This window comes from Agathobaculum desmolans ATCC 43058 (genome assembly GCF_000701665.1).
In the GTDB taxonomy this organism is placed as follows: Bacteria; Bacillota; Clostridia; order Oscillospirales; family Butyricicoccaceae; genus Agathobaculum; species Agathobaculum desmolans.
The window spans coordinates 45,956-71,213 of record NZ_JNJN01000007.1; the positions used below are offsets into that span (position 1 = coordinate 45,956).

General features: G+C 54.0%; 26 protein-coding genes. 18 read left to right on the forward strand and 8 right to left on the reverse strand.

The features are described from left to right. Position 1: 1 nt before the first annotated feature. The 8 genes from thyX to T363_RS0103435 are packed head-to-tail and all read left to right on the forward strand — an operon-like array spanning position 2 to position 6,925. Positions 2-778: an FAD-dependent thymidylate synthase gene (gene thyX / locus T363_RS0103400; protein ID WP_031473249.1), complete on the forward strand. Its 777-nt coding sequence runs from the start codon at positions 2-4 to the stop codon at positions 776-778. 13 nt (positions 779-791) lie between these two features. Continuing rightward, the gene (locus T363_RS0103405) at positions 792-1,709 is read left to right on the forward strand and encodes a DUF2156 domain-containing protein (protein WP_031473251.1); all 918 of its coding nucleotides are present in this window, start codon (positions 792-794) and stop codon (positions 1,707-1,709) included. Then, positions 1,706-2,503, forward strand: a complete 798-nt coding sequence (locus T363_RS14980; RefSeq protein ID WP_051643061.1) for a GNAT family N-acetyltransferase — start codon at positions 1,706-1,708, stop codon at positions 2,501-2,503. Before T363_RS0103405 ends, T363_RS14980 begins: the two co-directional genes overlap by 4 nt. 14 nt (positions 2,504-2,517) lie before the next feature. Further along, a complete protein-coding gene (locus T363_RS0103415; protein WP_031473255.1) occupies positions 2,518-3,069 on the forward strand; it encodes a DJ-1 family glyoxalase III in 552 nt (183 codons plus the stop codon). Then, entirely contained in the window at positions 3,056-3,625 is a 570-nt protein-coding gene (locus tag T363_RS0103420; protein WP_051643062.1) for a 5-formyltetrahydrofolate cyclo-ligase, read from the forward strand. Before T363_RS0103415 ends, T363_RS0103420 begins: the two co-directional genes overlap by 14 nt. After that, the gene (locus T363_RS0103425; protein WP_161645940.1) at positions 3,615-4,511 is read left to right on the forward strand and encodes a CPBP family intramembrane glutamic endopeptidase; all 897 of its coding nucleotides are present in this window, start codon (positions 3,615-3,617) and stop codon (positions 4,509-4,511) included. Before T363_RS0103420 ends, T363_RS0103425 begins: the two co-directional genes overlap by 11 nt. 22 nt (positions 4,512-4,533) lie before the next feature. After that, on the forward strand, positions 4,534-5,700 hold the full coding sequence (gene mltG, locus T363_RS0103430; RefSeq protein ID WP_051643063.1) for an endolytic transglycosylase MltG: 1,167 nt from the start codon (positions 4,534-4,536) through the stop codon (positions 5,698-5,700). Then, on the forward strand, positions 5,693-6,925 hold the full coding sequence (locus T363_RS0103435; RefSeq protein ID WP_242840221.1) for a peptidase U32 family protein: 1,233 nt from the start codon (positions 5,693-5,695) through the stop codon (positions 6,923-6,925). The genes mltG and T363_RS0103435 overlap by 8 nt, the downstream gene beginning before the upstream one ends. A 204-nt stretch (positions 6,926-7,129) precedes the next feature. Here T363_RS0103435 and glpK read toward each other — a convergent pair whose 3' ends face one another. After that, complete coding sequence (gene glpK / locus T363_RS0103440) at positions 7,130-8,620, reverse strand: glycerol kinase GlpK (protein ID WP_031473265.1); 1,491 nt, start codon at positions 8,618-8,620, stop codon at positions 7,130-7,132. Between the two features lie 180 nt (positions 8,621-8,800). Between glpK and trpS the strand changes: the two genes are divergently transcribed. The 5 genes from trpS to T363_RS0103465 are packed head-to-tail and all read left to right on the forward strand — an operon-like array spanning position 8,801 to position 14,151. Then, positions 8,801-9,808, forward strand: a complete 1,008-nt coding sequence (gene trpS / locus T363_RS0103445) for a tryptophan--tRNA ligase (RefSeq protein ID WP_031473267.1) — start codon at positions 8,801-8,803, stop codon at positions 9,806-9,808. A gap of 25 nt (positions 9,809-9,833) precedes the next feature. After that, complete coding sequence (locus T363_RS0103450; protein ID WP_078096893.1) at positions 9,834-10,988, forward strand: MraY family glycosyltransferase; 1,155 nt, start codon at positions 9,834-9,836, stop codon at positions 10,986-10,988. After that, positions 10,981-12,129, forward strand: a complete 1,149-nt coding sequence (wecB, locus tag T363_RS0103455) for a non-hydrolyzing UDP-N-acetylglucosamine 2-epimerase (RefSeq protein ID WP_031473271.1) — start codon at positions 10,981-10,983, stop codon at positions 12,127-12,129. Before T363_RS0103450 ends, wecB begins: the two co-directional genes overlap by 8 nt. Beyond that, positions 12,126-12,893 carry a hypothetical protein gene (locus tag T363_RS0103460; protein ID WP_031473273.1) on the forward strand — a complete coding sequence of 256 codons (768 nt, stop codon included), beginning with the start codon at positions 12,126-12,128 and terminating at the stop codon, positions 12,891-12,893. Before wecB ends, T363_RS0103460 begins: the two co-directional genes overlap by 4 nt. A gap of 7 nt (positions 12,894-12,900) precedes the next feature. Then, positions 12,901-14,151 (forward strand): methionine gamma-lyase family protein, encoded by a 1,251-nt coding sequence (locus T363_RS0103465; RefSeq protein WP_031473275.1) that lies wholly within the window; start codon positions 12,901-12,903, stop codon positions 14,149-14,151. A 223-nt stretch (positions 14,152-14,374) separates the two neighbouring features. On the opposite strand, the gene T363_RS0103470 is transcribed toward T363_RS0103465, so the two are convergent. From T363_RS0103470 to ruvC, 7 genes are all read right to left on the reverse strand, one after another. Beyond that, complete coding sequence (locus T363_RS0103470; RefSeq protein WP_031473277.1) at positions 14,375-14,650, reverse strand: zinc-ribbon domain containing protein; 276 nt, start codon at positions 14,648-14,650, stop codon at positions 14,375-14,377. Positions 14,651-14,726: 76 nt separating this feature from the next. Continuing rightward, the gene (locus tag T363_RS0103475) at positions 14,727-15,344 is read right to left on the reverse strand and encodes a sigma-70 family RNA polymerase sigma factor (protein ID WP_031473279.1); all 618 of its coding nucleotides are present in this window, start codon (positions 15,342-15,344) and stop codon (positions 14,727-14,729) included. Positions 15,345-15,463: 119 nt separating this feature from the next. Continuing rightward, positions 15,464-17,308, reverse strand: a complete 1,845-nt coding sequence (gene glmS / locus T363_RS0103480; protein ID WP_031473281.1) for a glutamine--fructose-6-phosphate transaminase (isomerizing) — start codon at positions 17,306-17,308, stop codon at positions 15,464-15,466. A 315-nt stretch (positions 17,309-17,623) separates the two neighbouring features. Further along, entirely contained in the window at positions 17,624-18,976 is a 1,353-nt protein-coding gene (gene glmM, locus T363_RS0103485) for a phosphoglucosamine mutase (protein ID WP_031473283.1), read from the reverse strand. Positions 18,977-19,012: 36 nt separating this feature from the next. Next, positions 19,013-20,053, reverse strand: a complete 1,041-nt coding sequence (gene ruvB / locus T363_RS0103490; RefSeq protein ID WP_031473285.1) for a Holliday junction branch migration DNA helicase RuvB — start codon at positions 20,051-20,053, stop codon at positions 19,013-19,015. A 12-nt stretch (positions 20,054-20,065) separates the two neighbouring features. After that, the gene (gene ruvA, locus T363_RS0103495; RefSeq protein WP_031473287.1) at positions 20,066-20,674 is read right to left on the reverse strand and encodes a Holliday junction branch migration protein RuvA; all 609 of its coding nucleotides are present in this window, start codon (positions 20,672-20,674) and stop codon (positions 20,066-20,068) included. After that, positions 20,675-21,169: a crossover junction endodeoxyribonuclease RuvC gene (gene ruvC / locus T363_RS0103500; protein WP_031473289.1), complete on the reverse strand. Its 495-nt coding sequence runs from the start codon at positions 21,167-21,169 to the stop codon at positions 20,675-20,677. Between the two features lie 177 nt (positions 21,170-21,346). Here ruvC and T363_RS0103505 point away from each other — a divergent pair, with 177 nt between their 5' ends. From T363_RS0103505 to T363_RS0103525, 5 genes are all read left to right on the forward strand, one after another. Then, complete coding sequence (locus T363_RS0103505) at positions 21,347-21,547, forward strand: DUF1858 domain-containing protein (protein WP_031473291.1); 201 nt, start codon at positions 21,347-21,349, stop codon at positions 21,545-21,547. A gap of 55 nt (positions 21,548-21,602) precedes the next feature. After that, positions 21,603-22,292 carry a tRNA (adenine(22)-N(1))-methyltransferase gene (locus tag T363_RS14395; protein ID WP_034971531.1) on the forward strand — a complete coding sequence of 230 codons (690 nt, stop codon included), beginning with the start codon at positions 21,603-21,605 and terminating at the stop codon, positions 22,290-22,292. Further along, positions 22,289-23,065: a Nif3-like dinuclear metal center hexameric protein gene (locus T363_RS0103515; protein ID WP_031473295.1), complete on the forward strand. Its 777-nt coding sequence runs from the start codon at positions 22,289-22,291 to the stop codon at positions 23,063-23,065. The genes T363_RS14395 and T363_RS0103515 overlap by 4 nt, the downstream gene beginning before the upstream one ends. 12 nt (positions 23,066-23,077) lie before the next feature. Continuing rightward, positions 23,078-24,853 (forward strand): Rqc2 family fibronectin-binding protein, encoded by a 1,776-nt coding sequence (locus T363_RS0103520; RefSeq protein ID WP_031473297.1) that lies wholly within the window; start codon positions 23,078-23,080, stop codon positions 24,851-24,853. 138 nt (positions 24,854-24,991) lie between these two features. Then, the coding region (locus T363_RS0103525; protein WP_031473299.1) for a helix-turn-helix domain-containing protein at positions 24,992-25,258 on the forward strand (267 nt) is incomplete at its 3' end.

Consider the following 25,258-nt stretch of genomic DNA (forward strand, 5'->3'; position numbering starts at 1 on the left):
AGTGAAGGTGAAATTGATTGCACACACACCCGATCCGGAGAAGCTGGTGGCAGCAGCGGCGAAAAACTGCTACTCTTCCAGCAATGTAGACAGTGTGATGGACGGACTGACAGCGGAAAAAACCGAAAGCTTTGTGCATATGCTGGCGGAAATCGGCCACGAAAGCCCGATTGAGCATGTGTCTTTTACCTTTGCTGTTGAAGGTGTATCCCGCTCGCTGCTGGCGCAGATCACACGGCACAGGATGGCGTCGTTTTCCGTTCAGTCCCAGCGCTATGTGCGGGAGCATGGCTTTGAATATGTTGTGCCTCCCGAAATTGATAAAATTCCGGCTGCACGGGAACAATTTATCCGAGCGATGGAAGAGGATCAGCGCACCTATGAAGCGCTGACGGCAGCACTGATGGATGGTTATGTTGAAGAACTGCTTGCGCAGGGCATACCGGAAAAGCAGGCGCGCAGTCAGGCGGAAAAGCACGCGATCGAAGATGCGCGCTATGTGCTGCCCAATGCCTGCACGACCCGTATTGTGATGACGGCCAACGCGCGCAGTCTGCGTAATTTCTTCCGACTGAGGTGCTGCAACCGCGCCCAGTGGGAGATTCGCGCATTGGCAGAAGAGATGTATCGGCTGGTATATGCGGTGGCGCCGGCATTGTTCGGCCGCTGCGGCCCTGCCTGTGTGGACGGAGCCTGCACAGAGGGAAAAATGACCTGCGGCAGGGCAGCGGAAGTTCGTGCCCACTATCAGGCGCTGCGGGCAGAGATTCAGTCTTAAGGGAAAGGATATTATGTTATTACCATTTCGTGAAATCACTTTAGAAGATAAGCAGGCGGTAGAGGAATGCGGTTCGCATTATAATTACCATCTGTGTGAACGTTGTTTCGTGGACTTGTTCATGTGGGCAGGACATTATCAGACCCAAATTTGTTTTGCAGACGGCTTTTTATTGGTTAAGATGCGGCCGTTGGACGGCGAACACGATTGTTACCTTGCTCCGATTGGTGCGGGGGATCTCGGCGCGGCGTTGGATGCGCTGGAGGCGGATGCTGCGGAACGCGGTATCCCGCTGACGATCGTTTCGGTCGCGGAGCCGATGATCGAGCGTATCGAGGCGGTGCGGCCGGGAAAATTTGTTTTCTCGCATGACAGCGAGGATGGTGACGACTATATTTATCTGGCGGAAAAGCTGCGCACCCTTTCGGGAAAAAAACTGCAGAGTAAGCGCAATCTGGTCAATCGTTTTCAAGCAGCCTATGAAGGGCGCTGGAGCTATGAGGATATGACGCCGGATAATGTAAAGGATGCATTCGGATATCATATCAAATGGTGCAACCGGAACGGCTGTGCACACAGCCGCGATTTTCAGGGAGAAACCTGCGCGATCGTGGTCGCACTGCGCAATTTTGATGCATTGGGCCTACGCGGCGGTCTGCTTCGGCTGGACGGCGAGGTGATCGCTTTTACGTTTGGGTGTCAGGCTACGCCGGATATGTATGTGATGCAGATCGAAAAGGCGGACAGCGAGATCGCCGGGGCATATCAGATGATCAACCAGCAGTTTGTGCTGCATAATTGCGATGATGTGGAGTATGTCAACCGGGAAGAGGACCTTGGTCTGGAAGGCCTGCGTAAGGCGAAAAAATCCTATTATCCGGTGATGCGCGGTGTGAAGTATATGGCTATACCGAAGGAGCGGCAGGCATGATCCGGTTCGCTGAGCCGCGGGATACGGCGATGGTACGTGCATTGTGGGAGATTTGTTTCCCGGATGACAGCGGCTTTAACGATTATTTCTTTCAGCATCATTATCAGCCGCAGCACACGCTTTTGCTGACAGGGGATGCTGAACTGTGCGCAATGCTGCAGATGCTGCCGTATCGCTTGTCTGCGGCGGAGGGCAAAGGTGAGATCACGTATATCTACGGAGCATGTACAGCTCCGGCGCATCGCCGCAAAGGCTGCATGGCCCGTTTGTTGGAGCAATCTTTCGTACTGGATCAGGCAGCGGGGCGGGCGGCTTCGGCTCTGATCCCGGCGGAGGAGTGGCTGTTCGGGTTTTATGCGCCTTTTGGATACCGTCCCTTTTTTCATATCGATACCCGCATCATTCACCGAACGCAAGGTGGTACGCTGCCGCAGCGATTGACCACGGCGGATATTCCGGAGATGGACAGGCTTTATCGGACGCATACAGGGGGCTGCCGTATCGTGCGGAAGTTTGCAGATTGGCAGACGCAGCTCGCGTTGTTCGACACACTCGGCAAAGGGGTATACGGTTGGTTTGACGGTGCGCATCTTACCGCTTATGCTTTTTGTTGGGAAGATACGGCGCAGGAAGCATTGGGATTGACTGCCCAGCAGGAGCAGGGGCTGCTGCTGGCGCTGGAACGGGAGACCTTATCCATGACCTCCTGTGGGCAGAACCGTGCGCTTGGCTGCATCAAGTGGTATGGTCAGCCGCCGGCTGCGAACGGTTATATGAATTTGATGTTCAACTGAAAGGTGTGATAAGCATGGTATATGTATTGCTGGCTGAAGGGTTTGAGGAAACCGAGGCGATTGCGCCGGCCGATCTGCTGCGTCGTGCAGGGGTAGAGGTGCGTCTGGTAGGCGTAACGGGAGCGGTAGTAAGCGGTTCGCATGGCATTGCAGTGCAGACCGACCTGCCAATCGGTCAGGCGGACTGGGATGCGGCTGAGATGGTCGTTCTGCCGGGCGGTATGCCGGGCACGAAAAATCTGTATGCGGATGTGCGCGTAACAGATGCAGTACGCAAATGCTATGAGGATGGTAAATATGTTGCTGCGATTTGCGCGGCGCCGTCGATCATTCTAGGGGGGATGGGATTGCTTCGCGGCCGTAAGGCCACCTGCTACCCCGGCATGGAGGGCGGTATGGACGGTGCGATCCCGCTGCAGCGCAACTGTGTGGTGGATGGGCATATCATTACCGCGTGTGGTGTCGGCGGTGCGCTGGATTTTGGCTGCGCGTTAGTTTCCGCCCTGTGCGGCGAGGAAAAGGCGCGCCGCATTGCTGCGGATGTTGTGCACCATGTTGCCAGATAAACAGACACTGCGTCGCCGCTTTCTGGCGGAACGCGCTGCACAGGCAGCGCAGATCCGGCAGGAGATTAGCCGGCAAATCGCGGAGCGGCTGCTGCAAAGCACGTTCTATCGGCGAGCCGGCTGTGTTTTTTGCTATGTTTCCACCAGAGAGGAAATTGATACTGTGCCATTGCTTGCCCGTATGCTGACAGATGGTAAAGTGCTGTGCGTGCCCAAATGCGGGGCGCACGGAAGTATGACAGCCAGAAGAATCCATACACTGGAAGAACTGCAGCCCGGCGCGTTCGGCATTCCGGAACCGCCGGATACGGCGGAGCAGGTTCCGGCTGGGCGGATCGACCTGATCGTTGCGCCCGCGCTGGCCTGCGACAGGGTGGGCTGCCGGTTGGGATATGGCGGCGGTTATTACGATCGGTTTATGGAGCACTACAGGGCGGTCAGTGTGGCATTGTGCGATGATTCCCGGCTGGTGGATCAATTACCAACAACACCGTTCGATCAGAAGTGCCGGTATATTATCACCGAAAGGCAGGTGCTGCACCCGGATGAAGAATAATCGAATACAGCTATTTCCTGGTTTGTCGCTGTTTTTGTGTTTTTGCCTGCTGATGGGCAGCGGCAGGCTGGCTGTGCGGCTTGGCGGCGGTACGCCGCTGCTTGCAGCAGCCGAAACCATTTCATTCCTGCTGCCGCTGGGCTTGGTGCTGTTTTCTATGCGGGATCAAAAGCGTTTTCGGAATCGGCTTCGGCTACGCAGCTTGTCGAAGGATGCGATCCTGCTTGCAGTGGAGCTGGGTGTGACAGCTGCGGTATTATCCCTGTTTCTCAATTTTTTAATTTTTCGGTTGGCGGGATTTGCCGGTGCGGATCTGTCCGCGATTGCGCTCGATGTGCCGCAGTCTGGTATGGGGATGGCTGCGCGTCTGCTCGTGATTGTGCTGCTGTCCGCCGTGGTGGAGGAGCTGTATCTGCGAGGGGCGCTGTTTGCTGTGCAGGAAGAGAGTGCCGGTACATCGGCCTGCCTGTTGTTCAGCGGCCTGATATTTGCCATGCTGCACGGGAGCTTGATGAATTTTGCAGGACCGCTGCTTGCCGGCATCGCTTTTGCTTACCTGACTTATGTGTTTAACAGTGTATGGCCAGCAATACTGGCACATGTGGTCAACAACCTGTATTATCTGTTTGTCGTATGGATCACGGATACTTATGCCGCATTTGGCATTTGGAACTACTTTGCAGGGATCAATCTGCTGGTACTTTTGCTGTTTGCTTATCTTTCCCTGCGTTCGCTGGAAAAAATGCTGGCACGGGAGAAAATTCCGCATTTTGAAAAAAGTGCCGGATGGTATGATCTGTGGCTGCTGGTATGCAATCCAGGAACAGCAGCGTTCCTGCTGGCATTTGCGGCAAATTTGGTATTAAAATGGGTCGGCCCGCGCTGACCGCAATCGATAGAGGTGAATTATGGATAACGAGATCAACAATGTTAATCAGGAAACGCAGCGCGTGCCCCAGCCCGAGTCCAAGCGCCGCCGGAGCAGACGGCGCAAAAACAGCGGCTGCGCAGGAACAGTCGTTTATGTGATCGCGGTGTTGGGCATTTCCATTGTATTGTCTTTGGCAGCTATTTTTATGGCAAACGATGTATTTGCTTTCATCAAACCCGACGCAGTGAAAGAGATCAACGTGGCAGAAAATACCGATGTAGTATCCCTTTCTAAGCAGCTGGATGATGAGGGCGTGATCAGCTACGGTTCGCTGTTCAAGCTGTATATCAGCCTGAAGGGAGATAACGAAGGTGTACTTGCAGGCAGTTATCTTCTGAACCCCAATATGGACTATGGGCAAATCGTGAATGCGCTTGCGAATACCTCGAGCACGGAAACTGTAAAGATAACGATTCCCGAAGGATATTCGGTCGCGCAGATCCATCAGCTTCTGTTGGACGAGCATGTGTGCACGCAGGAGGCGCTGGACGAAGTGCTGAACACCTATGCGTTCAAGCATGAATTCCTGAAGGAGGAGCTGCCCGCCGAGGAAGGGTGGCTGGAAGGCTATCTTTTCCCGGACACCTACGAGATCTACAAGGGTAATGCAGCGGTCAAGGATACCATCAATAAAATGCTGAACAATTTCGACAATAAGTATGATGAGCAGATCCAAGCTGGTGCGGAGGCGCTGGGACGTTCGATGCACGAGGTTGTAACAGTGGCTTCGCTGGTCGAGCGCGAGGCGCAGCGTGATGATGAGCGCGCGATTATTGCAGGTGTCATCTACAATCGTTTGAACAATTCATCTGAATTCCCCTTCCTGCAGGTGGATGCTTCGGTTTTGTATGGTCTGGGACGTTCCAGCGGTGCGCTGAGCGAGGAGGATCTGAAGAGCGACACGCCATATAACCTGTATACCAAGCAGGGGCTGCCGCCCGGTCCGATCTGCAATCCGGGACATGCTTCCCTAAAGGCTGCGGCTCATCCGGCAGAGCATAATTATTTCTACTATGTTGCTATGCCGGACGGCTCTCACCTGTTTGCCAACAGCTATGAGGAGCATCAGGCGAATATTGCAAAATCCGATCAGGCGCAGGCAGCGGCTGCTGCCGCTGCAAATGCGGAGGGCGGCGGTGAGTAAAAAACCTGAGTTGCTTTCGCCGGCGGGAGATTTGGAAAAGCTGCGCTTTGCGATTGCTTACGGTGCAGATGCGGTTTATTTGGCGGGACAGCAGTTTGGCATGCGGGCAGCGGCTGCCAACTTTACAGAAGAAGCGCTGCGCGAAGGGATCGCTTATGCCCATGCATGTGGTGTAAAGTGCTATATTACAGTTAACATCATGCCTTCCAACCGAGATTTGGATGCACTGCCGCCTTATCTGGAGGTATTGCAGGATGCAGGCGCAGATGCCTTGATCGTAGCGGATGTAGGTGTGCTGCGTCTGGCGCAAAGGTATGCGCCCCGCGTGCCGCTGCACATTTCCACACAGACCAGCATCCTCAATTACGAAGCGGCAAATTTCTGGGCGGATCTGGGCGCGGAGCGCGCGGTGCTGGCGCGTGAATTGTCGCTGGAGGAGATCGCAGAGATTCGCGCGCATACGCCGAAAACGCTGGAACTGGAGGCGTTTGTACACGGTGCAATGTGTATTTCCTATTCCGGGCGGTGTTTGATCTCGCAATATATGACCGGACGGGATGCAAACCGTGGCGCTTGTGCACAGCCATGCCGCTGGAGCTATGCACTGATGGAAGAGAAACGGCCGGGGGAATTTTTCCCGGTTGAGGAGGATGCGCGTGGCACATATCTGTACAATTCTAAAGATATGTGCATGATCGGGCATGTGCCGGAGCTGATCGCCGCAGGGATCGATTCGTTCAAAATCGAAGGCCGTAATAAAACCGCGTATTATGCAGCCTGTGTGACCGGTGCGTACCGCGCTGCGATCGACAGTTATCAGGCAGCGCCGGAGGAGTTTGCCCTGCCGTCCTTCTGTATGGAGGAGGTCAATAAGGTCAGCCACCGGGAATATTATACCGGATTCTATTTTGGCAGCGCAGAAAACGGTCAGCATTATGGGGACAGCCAGTATATCCGCGAATATGAAGTAGTGGGTATGCCGGTGTGCTGTGAAGCGGACGGCAGCGCGGTATTTGCCCTGAAAAACCGATTTTTTAAGGGCGAGGAGTTGGAACTGCTCCAGCCTGGCCAGCCGCCTTATGTGTTCCGTGCAGAGCAGGCGGTAAACGATGAGGGAGAGGCACTGGAGCTGTTCAATGTACCGCAGATGCGGGTGCATTTTACCTTCCCTTTTGCAGTGGATCGCTTTGCGATTTTGCGTAAGCGCAAGGAGCGCTCGAATTGAAAAAGCTGCTGATGCTTTGTGCTGCCGGATGAGGATGCCGGCCGCTTGCATCTGAAAATGGCTGTATATAGATGAAAAAACAGAAACCGGAGATACATCTCCGGTTTCTGTTTTTTTGTCTGTAGCCGCTGTACCGGTTGTGCGCATTATGATACGGTGCCTTTGACGAACGGATTAGCAGTCAAGATGTCCCTGCCGGATTGATCATGCACGGGGTATCCAGTCCAGACTGCGTCCTACCGCTTTTTCCCAACCAGCAAGCAGGGACTGGCGGGAGGCGGTATCCATGTTAGGGGCATACAGGGTGTCGCAGCGCCAGAGCTGCTGCAGTTCAGCGCGATCCCGCCATACCCCGGTCGCAAGCCCGGCCAGATAACAGGCACCGAGCGCGGTGGTTTCCCGAATGACCGGACGGCGAATCGTGCAGTTGGAAATATCCGCTTGAAACTGCATCAAAAAGCTGTCACGGCTGGCGCCGCCGTCTACCGAGAGGGAGGAAAGCGGAACACCGGTATCCCGCGCCATGGCGGTGAGCAGATCGTGTACCTGATAGGCGATGGACTCCTGCGCAGCGCGGATGATATGCTCCCGCTTGGTGCCGCGCGTCAGCCCGATGAGGCAGCCGCGGGCATACATATCCCAGTGCGGGGCGCCGAGGCCGGTGAATGCCGGTACCAGATAGACTCCGCCGGTATCCGGCACCTTGCGCGCATAATATTCCGCATCGCGGCTTTCGGAGAAAAAGCGCATTTCATCGCGCAGCCATTGGATGACGGCTCCGCCGACGAATACACTGCCTTCGAGCGCATACTGCGTTTCGCCGTTCAGCCGGATGCCGATGGTGGTAAGCAGGCCGTTTTTGCTTTCGCAGGCCTGTATACCTGTGTTCATCAAAAGAAAACAGCCGGTTCCATAGGTGTTTTTGGCATCTCCGGCGAAGAAACAGGTTTGTCCGAACAGTGCAGCCTGCTGATCGCCTGCAATACCTGCGATCGGCACATCGCCGCCGGGCAGCGCAACGTGACCGTATATTTCACTGGAGGAGCACACACGGGGCAGCATTGACCGTGGGATCTGCAATGCATCCAGCAGGGTGTCGTCCCAATCCAGCTTGTGGATATCAAAAATCATGGTGCGGGCCGCATTGGTCGCATCAGTCACGTGCACCTTGCCGCCGGTCAGCTTCCAGATCAGCCAGCAGTCCACGGTGCCGAACAGGATATCGCCGTGCTCTGCTTTCTCGCGTGCGCCTTCGACATGATCAAGGATCCATTTGATTTTTGTGCCGGAGAAATAGGCGTCCGGCACCAGACCGGTCGTCCGGCGGATATGTTCGGTCAGCCCCTGCTGCACCAGATCATCTACCAGACCGGCGGTGCGTCGGCATTGCCAGACGATTGCGTTATAGATCGGCCGTCCGGTCGTGCGGTCCCACAGAATGGTCGTTTCACGTTGGTTAGTGATCCCAATGCCGGCAACCGCAGCGGGGGATACGTCGGCAGCGGCCAGCACCTCGAGCATCGCCGCATATTGGGTGGACCAGATTTCCATGGGATCCTGCTCGACCCAGCCTTCCCGCGGATAGTGCTGAGTCAGCTCATGCTGGCGGATCGCAAGGATGTTTTGATCCTGATCGAATAGGATTGCCCGGGAACTGGTCGTGCCTTGATCCAGAGCAAGGATGTATTGCGCCATGCAGTTTTCGCCTCTCTTTCTGTTTTTATCATACCGTGGGGAAGTGGGGTTGTCAATATCGCCTGAAATGATGAAAATGCGTTGCACCAATGCGCAGAATGTGGTAAAATTACATTTAAATATGGGATCCTTATTCCATATACCGTGACAAAAGATTTTAATTGTAAGGGAAGACCGTATATGAGCGATAATAAGCAAACCATCTTTTCCGGTGTACAGCCTTCGGGTAAGTTGACCTTGGGTAATTATCTGGGTGCGATCCGCAATTTTCCTCTTTTGCAGGAGGCTTATAACTGCATTTACTGTGTGGTTGATATGCATGCGATTACGGTGCGGCAGGATCCGGCTGCGCTGCGGCGTGCTACGCTGGAGGTGCTGGCGCAGTATATTGCGTGCGGACTGGATCCGGAAAAGAGTATTTTATTTATCCAGAGCCACGTGCCGGCGCATGCTGAGCTGGCTTGGGTGCTCAACTGCTTCACCATGTTCGGTGAAGCTTCCCGCATGACCCAGTTTAAGGATAAATCGGCAAAACATTCGGATAATGTCAATGTCGGCCTGTTTACCTATCCGGTGCTGATGGCGGCGGATATTCTGCTTTATCAGGCCAATCTGGTGCCGGTAGGTGTGGATCAGAGCCAGCATATTGAGATATGCCGCGATATCGCCAACCGTTTCAATGGGGTGTTCCCGAATACCTTTACAATTCCGGAGGGACGCTATCCCAAGGCGGGTGAGGGAGCCAAGATCATGAGTCTGTCCGATCCGGAGAAAAAAATGAGTAAGTCGGATGAGAACCCTAACGGATATATTCTGTTGATGGATCAGCCGGAGGACATCATGCGTAAGTTCAAGCGTGCCGTAACGGATTCGGAGGCAAGTATCACGATGGATCCGGCCAATAAGCCGGGGGTATCTAACCTGATCCAGATTTACTCGATCGCAACCGGCAAAACCGTGGCGGAGGTTGAAGCAGAGTTTGCAGGCAAGGGTTATGGAGAGTTCAAGCCTGCGGTAGGGGAAGCTGTGGTTGAACTGCTCCGTCCTATCCGTGAGCGGACGGAGGATCTTCTGAAAAATAAAGATTATCTGGAGCAGGTGTATACAGAGGGTGCGCAGAAGGCTGCATATCTTGCCCGAAAAACTCTGGATAAGGTATATCGAAAGGTCGGCTTTGTTAAGCGCTGACCGCGGCTTTTGAAAGGAAGTTTGCATGTCAGAATATAAAGTGATCGGCATGGTGGTCGCCGCGTTTATCGCGGCGGGCATCCTGTCGTATCTGTTTACGCCGCCGGTTAAGCGGTTTGCCCATAAAATCGGCGCGATCGATATTCCCAAGGATAGCCGCCGTATGCATAAAAAGCCTATCCCGCGATTAGGCGGCTTGGCGATTTTCGGCGGCTTTTTGTGTGCGATCCTGCTGTTTGGGCAGCTTGATCAGACCATGCTCTGTGTGCTGCTCGGTGCTACGATTATTGTAGCGCTGGGCATTTTCGATGATGTGCTGGCGCTGGGAGCCAAGCTTAAATTCGTGGTGCAGATCATTGCAGCGGCAATCCCGGTCTGCGTAGGCGATTTGCAGATTAAGCTGTTTACCAATTTGAACCCGTTTTCGGACGAGCCGTTTTTTCATCTTGGAATTCTGGCGATTCCGGTGACGATCATCTGGATTGTTGGCATTACCAACGCTGTCAACCTGATCGACGGTTTGGACGGCCTTGCGGTAGGTGTATCGTCCATTGCGGCGATTACGATGCTGGCGGTTGCACTGCTGACAGGCAATATGGCGATTGCAATCACAATGGCAGCGCTGGCAGGTGCCTGCATTGGATTTATGCCATATAATCTCAACCCGGCAAAGATTTTTATGGGTGATACCGGTTCTACGTTTTTGGGGTATATGCTGGCTACGGTTTCGATTATGGGACTGTTCAAATTTTATGCGGTTATTTCGTTTGCCGTACCGTTTTTGATCTTGGGTCTGCCGATTTTTGATACAGCCAACGCCATTATCCGCCGTGTGGCGGCAGGGCGCAGTCCGATGAGTCCGGATCGCGGGCACGTGCATCATAAGTTGATTGATATGGGCTTCAACCAGAAGCAGGCGGTTGCGATTTTGTACGCCATCAGCGCAACGTTGGGACTTACGGCGGTCGTGCTGACATCCTCGGGAGAGGTCAAAGCGATCGTGCTGCTGTTGGCCGTGCTGGCGGCGATCCTTGTGGGTGCCTGCGTAATTTACGGCGCAGAGCACTGGACCAAGCATGCACATGCGCAGGAGGAGGAATGCGCAGATCCGGCAGGGGAGCAGGACGTATCTGCCCTTCAGGAAAGCGACACACAGAAGGAGACGAAGAACGATGAATAAGATCAAAGTGATGACCGTGTTCGGCACGCGGCCGGAAGCGATTAAAATGGCGCCGCTGGTGCATGCAATAGAACAGAATGAAAAAATGGAGTCCATTGTGTGCGTCACGGCACAGCACCGTGAAATGCTCGATCAAGTGCTGGACATATTCCGCATCAAGCCGGATTATGACTTGAACATCATGCAGCCGCGACAGACACTGGCCCTTATTACTGAGAAGAGCCTGCATGGACTGGATGAAGTGCTTGAGCAGGCGCAGCCGGATATCGTGTTGGTGCACGGGGATACCTCTACGACTTTTGCAGGCGCATTGGCGGCATTTTATCACAAGATTCCGGTTGGACATGTAGAGGCCGGTCTGCGCACATATGATAAATATTCTCCGTTTCCAGAGGAAATGAACCGTAAGCTGACCGGACAGATTGCATCGCTGCATTTTGCACCGACGCCGCGCAACCGCGATAATCTGGCCCGTGAAAGCATTACGGAGGGCGTCAGCGTGGTTGGCAATACCGTGGTCGATGCGATTCATTTGACCGTTCAGCCGGATTTTGTATTCCGGGATGAACAACTGAAAACACTGGATTTTGCTAATCACCGCGTGGTTTTGGTGACGGCGCATCGCCGCGAGAACTATGGTGAGCCGATGGAAAATATCTGCCGTGCAATCGCGGAATTAAGCGCAGCGTATCCGGATGTGCATTTTGTGTATCCGGTACACCTCAGCCCCTACGTGCGGGAAACTGCGGAAAAATATCTTGGCGGCAATCCCCGCATTCATCTGATCCATCCGCTGGCGGTGGATGAGATGCACAATCTGATGGCGCGCTGCTTTATGATCATGACGGACTCAGGCGGTTTGCAGGAAGAAGCTCCCAGCTTGGGTAAGCCTGTGTTGGTGCTGCGCCGCGAGACCGAACGTCCGGAAGCGATCGAAGCTGGAACCGTTAAGCTGGCAGGCGTAGAGCAGGAAGATATTGTACGTCTTGCATGCGAGCTGTTTGATGATCCGGCAGCGTATGCAGCTATGGCGCATGCCGTTAATCCCTATGGTGATGGAAAGACCTCTGCACGGATCCTGCAGGCCATTGAACAGCATTTCGGATTGCGGGAGGATGGCCCCGTGCCGTTTACACCATGAAGCGCCGTACCAGAAACGCGGCGCCGATGGTTGCAGCGATTTGCGCCGGTGTGCTGGTAGGGCTGCTGTTTTTGAGCTATCTGGTGTCCTCCGGCTTGCTGCATCGGCGGGATACGGGGATCAATCTAAATAGTCAGGGTGATAATACGCCGGTTGTGGATGAAAACAGTCAGTTGTTAACGGCGCAGAGTGTGGCCGAGGTGCAGATTGGTCCGGAAAATGCACAGCAGGTGATCGCTTCCCTCACACGTCCGCAGGCATATCGGTGTACTATTGAAAACACGTTGTATTATAGCGGCGGTTCGTCAGTTATGCGCTGCCGCCGATATGCGGACGGCAGCGCGGTGCGCACGGATACGTTGAATGCATCCGGCATGGTGCAGAGCACGGTTTTGCGTGTAAAGGATACAGTGTATGCGTGGGAGAACGGGGAAACGACTGCCTATCAGGGTGATTGGGGGAGTTTTTCTGATGATGCTGCCGCCTTGCTGCCGACATATGAGGATGTGCTCCGCGACGGTGTAGAACTGCAAAGCGCTTCGCGGCAGGATGTGGAACAGGAGCCGTGCATTCGGGTGAGCTTTATGCAGGGGGGATACCGCTGTGTATATGACGTATCCGCGGTGAGCGGCCTGCTCCGATCAGCAGCCTTTTATAGTGGTGATACACTGACAAGGAAGGTAACGGTAGAAAATTTGAAGCTGGAACGTCCGGACAGCAGGATGTTTACGCTGCCTTCCGGAAAATCAGTATGGGGAGAGTAAACGAAGTATGTCACAGTATTTGGAAATTTCACAGGAGATCCGTGCGCTCGGTCAGGAGGCGGAGGGTGCGGTGAAACCGTATTTTGAGCGGATCGAGGAGATTTGCGACCGTAATACGGAAAAAGTGTTGGCGGCGTTTGCAAAAAATCGTGTGTCGGACAACCTGTTTGCCGGTACAACCGGTTATGGGTACGATGACTATGGCCGCGACACCCTTGACCGCATTTATGCGGATATTTTCGGAGCTGAAGCTGCACTTGTGCGGATTGGTTTCGTCAACGGTACGCATGCCCTGTCCTGCGCGATGTTTTCAGCAGTGAAAACAGGGGATACTGTGCTTTCCGTAACCGGCCCCGCGTATGATACGCTGCAGAATACGATTACCGGTGATTACTGCGGCAGCATGAAACAGTACGGGATTGGCTATCGGCAGGTTGATTTGAAGGATGGTGCGCCGGACTATGCAGCCATTGCGGAAGCGGCGCAGGATCCGACGGTGAAGCTGGTCTTTATCCAGCGCAGCCGTGGGTATGCGGTACGCAAGACGCTATCTTGCGCGGAGATCGGTAAAATCTGCGCGACGGTAAGGGCAGCAGGAAGTCAGGCTGCCATTATGGTAGATAACTGTTACGGTGAGTTCACGGAGGAAATCGAGCCGACTCAGGTTGGCGCGGATCTGATTGCAGGTTCGCTGATCAAAAATCCGGGCGGCGGATTGGCGCCGACCGGTGGATATATCGCGGGCCGGGCAGATTTGGTGGAGAATGCTTCTTACAGGCTGACAGCGCCCGGGATCGGCGGGGAGTGCGGCTGTACGATGGGGCAGAACCGCCTGTTGTATCAGGGTCTATTTATGGCGCCGCATACAACGGCACAGGCACTGAAAACAGCAATTTTCTGTGCAGAGGTCATGGAACGGCTGGGGTATGAAGTTAGTCCCAGAGCAGAAGAACCGCGCTATGATATCATACAGACGATCGCATTTGGTGCACCGGACCCGCTGCGTCGCTTTTGCGAAGGGATTCAGGCCGGGGCTCCGGTGGATTCTTTTGTAACGCCTGAACCGTGGGCGATGCCCGGCTACGAGGATGAGGTTATTATGGCGGCCGGCGCGTTTGTGCAGGGGTCTTCGATTGAGCTGTCAGCCGACGCACCGATGCGTGAACCGTATGTATGCTATATGCAGGGAGGATTGACCTATTCTTCGGGCAAAGCGGGTATTCTGCTGGCGGCGGAACGCATCCGAAAGTCCAAATAACAGCTTATGTTTTTACGTTGGACGAAGGTAAAACATAATACAGCAGAAAATAGTTTTGAAAAATGCCGGCACTGTTTTTCAGTGCCGGCATTTGTTTTGCAGAAAAGACGGGGTACATGTAAAAACCGGTAATGACATAATGTCATTACCGGTTTGCAAACCATTTTATTGCAAATGCAGCACGAAAATAGAAGTTCGTTAACAGCAAGTGCAGATGGAAAAATTACTGCTCACGCATTTTGGCAAAGCACTCGCTGCAGTAGACCGGACGGTCAGCGCGGGGCTCGAAAGGAACACGCGCTTCGCCGCCGCAGGCAGCACAGGTAGCAGTGAAATATTCACGCGGACCGCGGGCAGCATTCTTGCGGGCGTCACGGCAGGTCTTGCAGCGCTGGGGCTCGTTCTGGAAGCCGCGCTCTGCGTAGAATTCCTGCTCGCCTGCGGTGAATACGAATTCCTGACCGCATTCCTTGCATACTAAAGTCTTGTCTTGGTACATGGTTTTTACCTCTCTTTGATACCGTTCCCTCGGGAAACTGAAATATATTGCGTACAGGCCAAGCGCCTGTCAACGCCTATTGGGGTTTGATAGCTGCCGATTTTCGTTTGATACGCTGGATGGCATTATCCACAGATTTGATCGGTTTGCGCAGCGTTTCGGACATTTCCTCATAGGATAAGCCGTCCAGAAACAATGTTAAAACCTGTGCCTCAAATTCAGACAAAAGCGAGTAGAGCCGGCGCACCAGTTCTTCTCTCTCTTCATTACCGATCACCAGCGATTCGGGATCACCAATCGGTGCCACAACCCGGGTGTGCGATTCCGCGAGGTCTTCAAACAGAGGTCGATCGATTGACATAGAATGGTTAAGCGGGTCATGCTTGTGCGATGCCGCAGCGCGTACCGCAGAAAAAATTTTCCTCGTCACACACAGCCGGGCGAACGCGCCGAAAGCGACCCCTTTTTCATCGTCAAATTCACGGATTGCTTTCATCAAACCGAGCATACCTTCCTGAATCAAATCTTCCGCATCGGCTCCCACCAAAAAATAAGGGCGTGCGCAAGTTTTCACCAGACGGGCGTATCGTTTGACCAAAAGCTCTGCCGCCTGCCCGCTGCCCGTCCGCGTGTAGCGGCACAGGTCTTCATCCGACCACATTGACAGCGGTAATTGTTCTTTACCTTTTTCCATGTCAAGATTTATTATATGGGATATTTCTGTACTTGTCAAGGATTATTTGTGAAATATACTATCTATTCGCCAAAAATGTTTTTTGTATTTTGTGCTTTTTGAACAATAACAGTCCGGCATCACTCCACCGTGACTGATTTTGCAAGGTTGCGGGGCTTATCTACATCACAGTTGCGTTCCACTGCAATATAGTATGCCAACAACTGCATCGGAATAATCGAAAGTGAGGCGGAAAATTCATACAGGCATTTTGGCAGCCGGATGATATGCTGACAAACCGATTCGTCTCCGGTAAAATCATCCGTGGTGACGAGTACGACAGCTGCGCCACGTGATACGACCTCACGGATATTGGAAACGGTTTTTTCAAACAGTGCAGGCTGTGTAGCCAGCGCAACCACCAGTGTGCCTTCTTCGATCAAAGAAATGGTACCATGTTTAAGTTCGCCTGCGGCATAGGCCTCGGAGTGAATATAGGAGATCTCCTTGAGCTTGAGCGAGGCTTCTAGTGCGGCGGCATAATCAAGCCCACGTCCGAGGAAAAACACGCTGGGGCGATTGGCATACAGGGTGGCAATGCGCTGCATATCGGTTTGCGTAGACAGGGCGGTTTGGATGCAGGCGGGTAGGCGGAGCAGTTCGGCGCACAGGGCGCGTTCATCACCCAGAGAGATCAGGCCGCGTGTGCGTGCGATTTTGACTGCAATCAAGTATAGGGCGGAGAGCTGTGCGGAATATGCCTTGGTCGTTGCGACTGAAATTTCCGGACCTGCCCAGGTGTACAGTACACCATCCGCTTCGCGCGCGATTGTGGAGGAAACAACGTTGACGACAGCAACGGTAAATGCGCCAGCCTGCTTGGCTAGGCGCATAGCGGCAAGCGTATCTGCGGTTTCACCTGACTGGCTGATGACGATGCACAAATCCTTGCGGCTGATGATTGGATTTTCATAGCGGAATTCGGAAGCGACCTCCGCTGTACAGCGGATTCGGCACATAGCTTCGATCACGCGTTTGCCCACCATGCCCGCATGCAGTGCGGAACCGCATCCAACAATATGGATATTTTCTACTTCGCGCAGCCGCTCATCGGTCAGGCCGTTATCTTCAAATGCAACCGCATTGTTGTGGATACGGGGGTTAACGGTATCACCCACGGCCTTGGGCTGTTCCATGATTTCCTTCAGCATAAAATGCTGATAGCCGCCTTTTTCGGCTGCAGACAGATCCCATGTAACAGTCTGCACAGTTTTTTCAACGATATCTCCGAATTCGTTCATCACAACCACGCTGTCAGGACGAACGATAGCTACTTCATTATCATCCAGAATGATATAGTTTTTTGTACGGCTGATGATCGCCGTAATATCCGACGCGATCAGGTTTTCCCCATCTCCGAGGCCGATCACCAGCGGATTGTCGCGCCGGGCAGCAACGATCTCCTCGGGATTATCCATTGAAACAACGCCGAGCGCGTAGGAGCCGCGGATGCGCTGCACAGCCGCCAGTACTGTCTTCGCCAGATCCTCCTGCTTGCCGGTATGCAGATAATCCACCAGATGCGCTACGGTTTCCGTATCGGTTTCGGATTGAAAAACATACCCATGCGCTTCCAAACGGTGACGCAGCTCTTTGTAATTTTCGATAATGCCGTTGTGTACCACAGCGACCTTGCCGTGTCCGTCCCGTCCGCCGAGGTGCGGATGTGAGTTGCGGTCGGACGGTTCGCCGTGCGTGGCCCATCGCGTATGGCCGATGCCGCAGGTGCAGTGCAGTCCACCCTCTGTACGGATTTTTTCCTCCAGATTGGAGATGCGGCCCTGCGTTTTGATCACGCGCAGACCGTTTTGGGTAAAGGCTGCGATACCGGCCGAATCGTAGCCGCGGTATTCCAGACTATATAACCCCTTGATCAATATCGGAAGTGCTTGTTCACGCCCGGTAAATCCAACAATTCCACACATAAAAAATCATCCTTCAATATAAAACATGGTACTTTTGTAAAAATAGGTATAAAAATAGTGCGTTATGCAGGAAACTGCTCTGTCCGCACAGTTGCCTGTGCGTTTTAACAGCCTGCTTACGACCAACCCACCTGTGGCCGAAGGGCACCCGCCGAACATTTCGATTAACCCTTTCCTCGTCAACTGCAATATCGGCTGCATTGCAGTTCTGGCGCTTCGCATGTTATCCACTTGTCTGCTTCAAACGGTTTCACCTCCCATGGGACAAAGCAGGGTGGATGTGAAAACCACATCCACCCCGTTGGTTTCGTTTTATTATACGACAGACTCGATGACCTTTGCAACCTTTTTTGCAAGGGTATCGACCTGTTCGCTGTCTTTGCCTTCTACCATAACGCGTACAAGCGCTTCCGTGCCCGAAGGGCGCACCAGAATACGGCCGTTGCTGCCGAGTTCGGCTGCCGCGGCATCAATCGCTTCCTTTACCGGAGGGAGCTGCTGCAGAGTCGCCTTTTGATCGTTCGGCACCTTGACATTGATCATGAGCTGCGGCCACGGCACGACCTCGGCGGCAATCTCCGAGCACTTTTTGCCGCTTTCCTTCAGGATGGACATAAACTGCAATGCGGTCAGCTCTCCATCGCCGGTAGAGGCATATTCCAGAAAAATAACATGACCGGACTGTTCGCCGCCCAGAATATAGCCTTTTTGCAGCATCATTTCGAGCACATAACGGTCACCGACATTGGAGCACTCGATCCGCATATCATTTTTTTCTGCATAGGCATGCAGACCCATATTGGACAAAACGGTAGCGACAAAAGCACCGCCGCGCAGCTTGCCCTGTTTTTTCATGTGTGCGGCACAGACCGCCATAATGCGGTCCCCATCCAGTTCCTCGCCGGTTTCATCAACGATCAGGCAGCGGTCGGCATCCCCGTCAAACGCAACACCAAGATCAAAGTCGCCGTTTTTAACGCGTTTTTTCAGTTGCTCCAGATGAGTCGAGCCGCAGCCGGCGTTGATGTTGATGCCATCCGGCTCATAAAAACGAATTTCGGCCTTGCATTCCACCAGACGCATCAGGCGCTCGGCTGTGGTGGAGGAGGCACCGTTGGCGCAGTCCACCGCTACGCGCAAACCAGACAGGTCGCCGCGGATGGTTTCGGCAAGGTGATCGGTATATTCTACAACAGGGTCGATTGCACTGTGCAGCACGCGCCCCAGTTTTTCATGCGTTACCTTCGGGATGGATGCAAAGTTATCGATCAAATCTTCGATTTTGGCTTCGGTCGCATCCGGCAGTTTATAGCCGTTTCCGGCGAAAATTTTGATGCCGTTGTATTCAAACGAATTGTGGCTGGCTGAAATCACAATACCGGCATCTGCCTTGTGCTTGATGGTTAAAAAAGCGACTGCAGGTGTGGGGATCACACCGAGCAACTCCACATCTGCACCAACCGAGCAAATACCCGCGACCAGTGCATTTTCTAACATATCCGAGGAAATACGGGTGTCCTTGCCGATCAGCAGCTTGGCCTTGCGGCTTTGTCCGGCTTCCTGTGTCAGCGCATAGGCTGCCGCTGCGCCGATCTTAAACGCCAGCAGTGCATCCAGCTCAGAATTGGCAACACCGCGGACACCGTCCGTTCCAAAATATCTACCCAATATAAACACCTAACTTTCTTATATGAATCGAAGCCGTTACAGCATCTGCTGTCCGTCCGCCGGTTCCATGTTCAAATGCCGGTAGGCCTGCAGGGTGACGCAGCGTCCGCGCGGCGTTCGGCTGAGAAAGCCGATCTGCATCAAATACGGCTCGTAAACATCTTCCAATGTGATCGCTTCTTCGCCTATCGTAGCGGCCAGCGTTTCCAGACCGACCGGACCGCCGCCGTAATTGAGGATAATGCTTTGCAGCATCCGACGGTCGATATTATCCAGACCAAGTTCGTCGATCTCTTGTGCGCGCAGCGCCATATCGGCGCTTTGCTTGTTGATGGTGCCCGTGCCGCGCACCTGCGCAAAATCGCGCACTCGGCGCAAAAGCCGGTTGGCGATGCGCGGTGTGCCGCGGCTGCGGCGGGCAATCTCATATGCGCCTTCGTGCTCGCACGGTACATGCAGAATACCGGCAGAGCGGGTGACGATATCGCAAAGTTCGTCCGGAGAATACAGCTCCAGCCGCAGCATCACGCCGAAGCGGTCACGCAGCGGACTGGTCATCTGGCCGGCGCGGGTCGTAGCGCCGATCAGTGTAAAGCGCGGCAGATCGATGCGGATCGACCGGGCCGACGGCCCTTTACCAATGATGATATCGAGTGCATAATCTTCCATCGCAGGGTAGAGAATCTCCTCTACGGAGCGATCCAGACGGTGGATCTCGTCGATAAACAAAATATCATTTTCGGAGAGGTTTGTCAATAAAGCCGCCAAATCTCCCGCTTTTTCGATTGCCGGACCGCTTGTCACCCGGATATTGACACCCATTTCGCTGGCAATAATGCCGGCGAGCGTGGTTTTGCCAAGACCCGGAGGGCCGTATAGCAGGGTGTGATCCAGCGCTTCACCACGCATTTTAGCGGCTTCGATGTAAACGCTAAGGTTTTCTTTGGCTTTTTCCTGCCCAACATAATCCGCCATGGTTTTGGGGCGGAGCGAGACTTCGCTTTCATCCTCGGATAGCTGCCGGGTGGAAATGATGCGCTCGTCGTCGGCCATGCCGCCGGAAAATTCGATACTCAAACGGATACTCCTTTACTGTTTGACCAGTTTTTTCAGGCACTGGCGGATGATCTCTTCGGCTTCCATCTGCGCAGCATCCAGCCCTTCCATCGCGTGGAGCGCTTCGGCCTGACTGTATCCCAGTACCATCAGTGCGGCAACGGCTTCCTGCGTATGGTTTACGCTGCTGCCCGATGCAATAGCTGCGGCCGGTGTGCCGGCGGAGGCGGTTTCGAGCTGCTCTTTACTCATTTTGTCCCGCAGTTCCAGTACGATGCGTTGAGCGATCTTTTTCCCGATTCCCGGCGCCTGCATGAGCATTTTTTCGTCTCCTGTGATGATGGACAATGCCAGCCGGTCGGGCGGGGCAACAGATAGGATCGAAAGAGCTGCTTTCGGGCCGACACCCGAGACGCCGATCAGCATTTCGAAGCAGGACTGCTCCTCCTCATCGATAAAGCCGTACAGCTCAAAAATTCCCTCGCGCACGTTGAGATAGGTCAGCAGACGTGCATGGCTGCCGGCTTTGAGCTTTCCGATTGTATTTTGCGACGCATGGCATGCATAGCCCACACCGCCGCAGTCGATGACGGCAAGACCCTGCCGCAGCAAGGCAACCGTTCCGTCTACATAATAAAACATTTACAATAATCCCTCATATCGCATTGCTTGTCGGGAATGTCCGTGGCAAATGGCCAGTGCCAATGCATCGGCGGCATCATCCGGGCGGGGCAGGCGGGTCAGGTGCAGGATGCTTTTGGTCATTTCCATGACCTGCTGTTTTTCTGCGCTGCCGTAGCCGACCACTGCCATTTTCACCTGATTGGGCGTATAGGAGACCGGATGCAGTCCCTTTTGCGCCAAAGCCAGCAGAATGACGCCGCGCGCCTGTGCGACTTGAATACCCGTTGTGATGTTTTTGGAGAAAAAGAGCTCTTCGATTGCAACTTCATCCGGATGGAAGGTATCGACCAGTGTGCAGATATCGTTGTAGATTTCGCACAAACGCAGGTGCATAGGCTGTCCGGGTGCTGTCTTGGCTGCGCCGTATTGCACCGGTGTGAATTTAACATTATCAAACCGCACCACGCCATAGCCGATGGTGCCGTATCCCGGATCGATACCAAGAATCGTCATATTCGCAAACTCCTGTTCTTAACCTATATATACTATCACAAAACCGGTTTGTGTGCAATAACGCACGGAAAAAAAGCGATAAGACTGTTGTAGGCGGCGTAAATTTTCCGTTTTATGATTGAAATTTGCTGCTCTTTGCGGTATACTGTTATAAAACAACTCATCAGGAGGTTTATCATGGCTGCGATTACGAAGAAGACCACGATCGGCGAGGTTCTCAATATGAATTTGGATACGGCACAGTTTTTTATGGAGATCGGCATGCACTGCCTGGGCTGTCCGGCATCGCAGGGCGAAAGCATCGAGGAGGCCTGCATGGTGCACGGCACCAATGCGGATGAATTGGTAGCCAAGCTCAACGCTTTTCTGGGCGAGTAAGTGGGAAGACCGGAGCCGGCATATGCTGCCGGCTCTGTTTTTTTAGGAGTATACAATGGAAAGTTTGGTTTTGACACCGCGGCTGGCCGGTTTGGCAGCGTTGGTCCCGCAGCATGCGCGTCTGGCAGATATCGGCACGGATCATGGCAAGCTGCCGCTGTCGCTGCTGTTGTCCGGGCGGATCGCTTCCGCTATCGGCTCGGACATCGGCGCGGGACCGCTGGAACATGCGGCGCACAATGCGGCAGAACACGGTGTATCGCTGTCGCTGCGTTTGGCGCCCGGACTGGACGCAATCCGGCCGGAGGAATGTGATACGATCAGTGTTGCTGGAATGGGTGGACAGACGATTGCAGAGATTCTGGCAGCCGCCCCGTGGACAGCGCGCGGCGACCATTTGCTGCTGCTGCAGCCGATGACAAAGATATATGAACTGCGTCAATGGCTGTGGGAGCACGGATATGACATTCAGCAGGAAACGATTTGCTGGGAGGAGCGCCGGCGGTATGTGATTCTGTCCGTGCGGGGCGGAGCGGCCTGCCGCAGCCGGGCGCTTGCGCAGTGCGTTTGTTCCCCTGCGCTGCTGCGTGCGGAAGGGGCGGAAGATTACCTGACATGGCTGCTTTCCCGCGAACGGCATGTGCTGGACGGGATGCAGCAGGCAAATGTAACGGATGCGGCACAGCTGGCGCAGCAAAGGCGGCTGATATCTGTTTTGGAACAGGCAAGGGAGGCGCTGATATGATTACAGTACAGGATATTTTGACCTTTCTGGAGGGCTTTGTGCCGCCGGAATTGGCAGAAGGATGGGATAATGTTGGCTTGCTGTGCGGAAACCGCACGCAGCCGGTAACCAAGGTGCTTTGCGCACTGGATGTGACGGAACAGGTCGTGGCGGAGGCCGCGGCACGCGGGGCACAGCTAATCGTAGCGCATCATCCGGTTATTTTTACCTCGGTCAGCCGGGTAACGGGCGATGACGCGACTGGACGGACGCTGCGGGCAGCGATTCAGCAGGATATTGCACTGATCTGTATGCACACGAATGCGGATTGCGCGCAGGGCGGTGTGAATGATGCGCTGGCTTCCGCGCTGTTCTTGACCGGCGTTATCAATATGGAAGCCGGAGAGAATGCAATGCTCGGTCGGGTGGGTGAGCTGCCGCGCACGATGCAGCCGCAGGAGTTTGCCCTTTATGTAAAGGAATGTCTGCGCGCAGGCGGCGTGCGGTTTTGTGATGGCGGACATGCGATCCGCCGGGTGGCGGTTGGCGGTGGTGCCTGCGGGAAAATGATGGATGCCGCGCTTGCAAAAGGGGCGGATGCCTTTGTCATCGGCGATTGCAGCTATGATTTGATGCAGCGTGCACAGTCGCTGGGACTGACGCTGGTGGATGCCGGTCATTTCCCGACCGAAAATCCGATGACAGCGGTGTTTGCCGAGCGGATCGGTGAAGCGTTTCCACAGCTGCACACTGTGGTTTCCGACCGCCATGCCGATTGTATCCAGTTTGTATGAGGAAGGACTATCATGCCATTAGATGCTATCTGCCTGCGGGCAGTGACCGATGAATTGAATCAGGTGTTGGCGGGCTGCCGTGTGGAAAAGGTCTACCAGCCGGATCGGGACGAGATCGTTTTGCAGACACGCGGGCAGGGAGGCGCACGACGGCTGCTGCTTTCGATTGCTGCCGGGGCGCCGCGTGTACATTTTATTGATGCTGCACGGGAAAATCCTGCTGCACCGCCCATGTTCTGTATGTTGCTGCGCAAGCATGTGCAGGGGGCGAAGATTGCGGCGGTCGTGCAGCCGGCGGTGGAACGCATGTTGACGATTGAGTTGGATACGACGGATGAAATGGGTGTACCCTGTAAAAAGCATCTGGTTTGCGAACTGATGGGTAAGCACTCCAACGTGATATTGTGCGACGGGGAAGGCCGCATTCTAGATGCCATGCGCCGCGTGGACGGTGATTTATCTGGCAAGCGGCAGGTACTGCCCGGCTTGTTTTACCGCATGCCGCCGGCGCAGGATAAGCATGATCCGTTTACACTTTCCGGCACAGGGCTGGCAGCTGCGGCAGCACAGGCTACTGGTGAACAGGGGCTGGACCGTTTCCTGCTGAGTACGCTGCTGGGTTTCTCACCGCTGCTGTGCCGGGAGCTGTCCTACCGTGCCACAGGAGAGGCGGACAAGCCGATCGGTTCGCTGCGTGAAGCAGATTGCCGCCGGTTGGGTCAGGTGTATGACGATTTGATCGGTTTTATCACCGAGCGGCGCTGGAAGCCATTTCTGCTGACCCGTGCGGAGGACGGTGCGGTATTTGATTTTACATTTTTGCCTGTGACCCAGTATGAAAGCGGGATGGTGCTGTCGCAGACAGAGAGCTTTTCGGCATTGCTCGCACTGTTTTTTGAGAAAAAAGGCAGGGCGGAGCGTCTGGCGCGCCGCTCGGCTGATTTGCATCGAACTGTGACCAACGCCAGGGACCGTTTGGCACGCAAACTGGCGGCGCAGCGGAAAGAGCTTGCTGCTACGCAGGACCGCGAGCAATATAAGCGGCTGGGGGAGCTGATTACGGCGAACCTGTATCGGTTGGAAAAGGGTATGAACAAAGCGGCTGTTGTGGATTATTACGCGGCGGACTGTCCTTCGGTGGAGGTTACGCTGGATGTGCGGCTGACGCCGCAGCAGAACGCACAGCGGTACTTTAAGCTGTACAATAAGGCGAAAACCGCGGAAGAAGTACTGACCGGACAAATCGAACAGGGTAGTGCGGATCTGGAGTATTTGGAGAGCGTGCTGGTCAATCTGGGAGAAGCGGAGAGTGAACGCGACCTGTCTCAGCTGCGGGAAGAATTGACGCAGGCGGGCATTCTGTCCAATAAACAGGGGCGGAATAAAAAGCTGCGTGCCAAGCCGGTGCAGGCCAAACCATTCCACTATCGTTCGAGTGACGGATTTGATATTTTTGCCGGTAAGAATAACTTGCAGAACGATCTGCTGACGCTTAAGACCGCCTTCAAAAGCGATATCTGGTTTCATACGCAGAAAATCCATGGCTCACATGTGATTTTGGTGACGGATGGAAAGGAGCCGACCGATCAGGCCATGACCGAAGCCGCCATGATCGCGGCGTATCATTCCAAGGCGCGCTCATCTTCTTTGGTGCCGGTGGATTATACGCCGGTGCGGCAGGTGAAAAAGCCGGCAGGCGCAAAGCCCGGCATGGTGATTTATCATGTTTATCAAACTGCCTATGTAACGCCGGAGGAGACGAAGATCGAAAGCCTGCGTGTGGAATAAAGATGGCAGTGCATCGCTGCGTTCTGTGGATATATGTTGGCGAAGTATTATTTTAATAAGCCGGAAGCCGAGGTTTTGATATGATCCTCCTAAAGTAGACCATGGAAAAAACCAAAATCTACTTTAGGAGGATTTTTTATGGGCAAAATAAAATTCACTCCAGAGAAGAAAATAGAAATCATAGAAGCGTATCAGTCGGGTAAGGTTGCCTATTCTCAATTACAAGATGTTTATGGAATGAATCGTGACGAGATATATAGATGGATATCCAAGTACGAAGCGAACGGTATTGAAGCCTTTGTAAGTGGAAACAGAAGGTATTCCAAGGAATTTAAGATTCATTGCATTGAAGAGTATCTTAGCGGAATTGGCAGTGTGGATGATATCGTAGCCAAATACAATATT

Excerpts from the sequence above, each read along its gene's own strand:
- T363_RS0103405 (WP_031473251.1), top strand. The coding sequence starts at position 792 with ATGTTATTACCATTTCGTGAAATCACTTTAGAAGATAAGCAGGCGGTA.
- T363_RS14980 (WP_051643061.1), top strand. The coding sequence starts at position 1,706 with ATGATCCGGTTCGCTGAGCCGCGGGATACGGCGATGGTACGTGCATTG.
- T363_RS0103415 (WP_031473255.1), top strand. The coding sequence starts at position 2,518 with ATGGTATATGTATTGCTGGCTGAAGGGTTTGAGGAAACCGAGGCGATT.
- T363_RS0103420 (WP_051643062.1), top strand. The coding sequence starts at position 3,056 with ATGTTGCCAGATAAACAGACACTGCGTCGCCGCTTTCTGGCGGAACGC.
- T363_RS0103425 (WP_161645940.1), top strand. The coding sequence starts at position 3,615 with ATGAAGAATAATCGAATACAGCTATTTCCTGGTTTGTCGCTGTTTTTG.
- mltG (WP_051643063.1), top strand. The coding sequence starts at position 4,534 with ATGGATAACGAGATCAACAATGTTAATCAGGAAACGCAGCGCGTGCCC.
- glpK (WP_031473265.1), bottom strand. The coding sequence starts at position 8,620 with ATGGCGCAATACATCCTTGCTCTGGATCAAGGCACGACCAGTTCCCGG.
- trpS (WP_031473267.1), top strand. The coding sequence starts at position 8,801 with ATGAGCGATAATAAGCAAACCATCTTTTCCGGTGTACAGCCTTCGGGT.
- T363_RS0103450 (WP_078096893.1), top strand. The coding sequence starts at position 9,834 with ATGTCAGAATATAAAGTGATCGGCATGGTGGTCGCCGCGTTTATCGCG.
- wecB (WP_031473271.1), top strand. The coding sequence starts at position 10,981 with ATGAATAAGATCAAAGTGATGACCGTGTTCGGCACGCGGCCGGAAGCG.
- T363_RS0103460 (WP_031473273.1), top strand. The coding sequence starts at position 12,126 with ATGAAGCGCCGTACCAGAAACGCGGCGCCGATGGTTGCAGCGATTTGC.
- T363_RS0103465 (WP_031473275.1), top strand. The coding sequence starts at position 12,901 with ATGTCACAGTATTTGGAAATTTCACAGGAGATCCGTGCGCTCGGTCAG.
- T363_RS0103470 (WP_031473277.1), bottom strand. The coding sequence starts at position 14,650 with ATGTACCAAGACAAGACTTTAGTATGCAAGGAATGCGGTCAGGAATTC.
- T363_RS0103475 (WP_031473279.1), bottom strand. The coding sequence starts at position 15,344 with ATGGAAAAAGGTAAAGAACAATTACCGCTGTCAATGTGGTCGGATGAA.
- glmS (WP_031473281.1), bottom strand. The coding sequence starts at position 17,308 with ATGTGTGGAATTGTTGGATTTACCGGGCGTGAACAAGCACTTCCGATA.
- ruvA (WP_031473287.1), bottom strand. The coding sequence starts at position 20,674 with ATGTTTTATTATGTAGACGGAACGGTTGCCTTGCTGCGGCAGGGTCTT.
- ruvC (WP_031473289.1), bottom strand. The coding sequence starts at position 21,169 with ATGACGATTCTTGGTATCGATCCGGGATACGGCACCATCGGCTATGGC.
- T363_RS0103505 (WP_031473291.1), top strand. The coding sequence starts at position 21,347 with ATGGCTGCGATTACGAAGAAGACCACGATCGGCGAGGTTCTCAATATG.
- T363_RS14395 (WP_034971531.1), top strand. The coding sequence starts at position 21,603 with ATGGAAAGTTTGGTTTTGACACCGCGGCTGGCCGGTTTGGCAGCGTTG.
- T363_RS0103515 (WP_031473295.1), top strand. The coding sequence starts at position 22,289 with ATGATTACAGTACAGGATATTTTGACCTTTCTGGAGGGCTTTGTGCCG.
- T363_RS0103520 (WP_031473297.1), top strand. The coding sequence starts at position 23,078 with ATGCCATTAGATGCTATCTGCCTGCGGGCAGTGACCGATGAATTGAAT.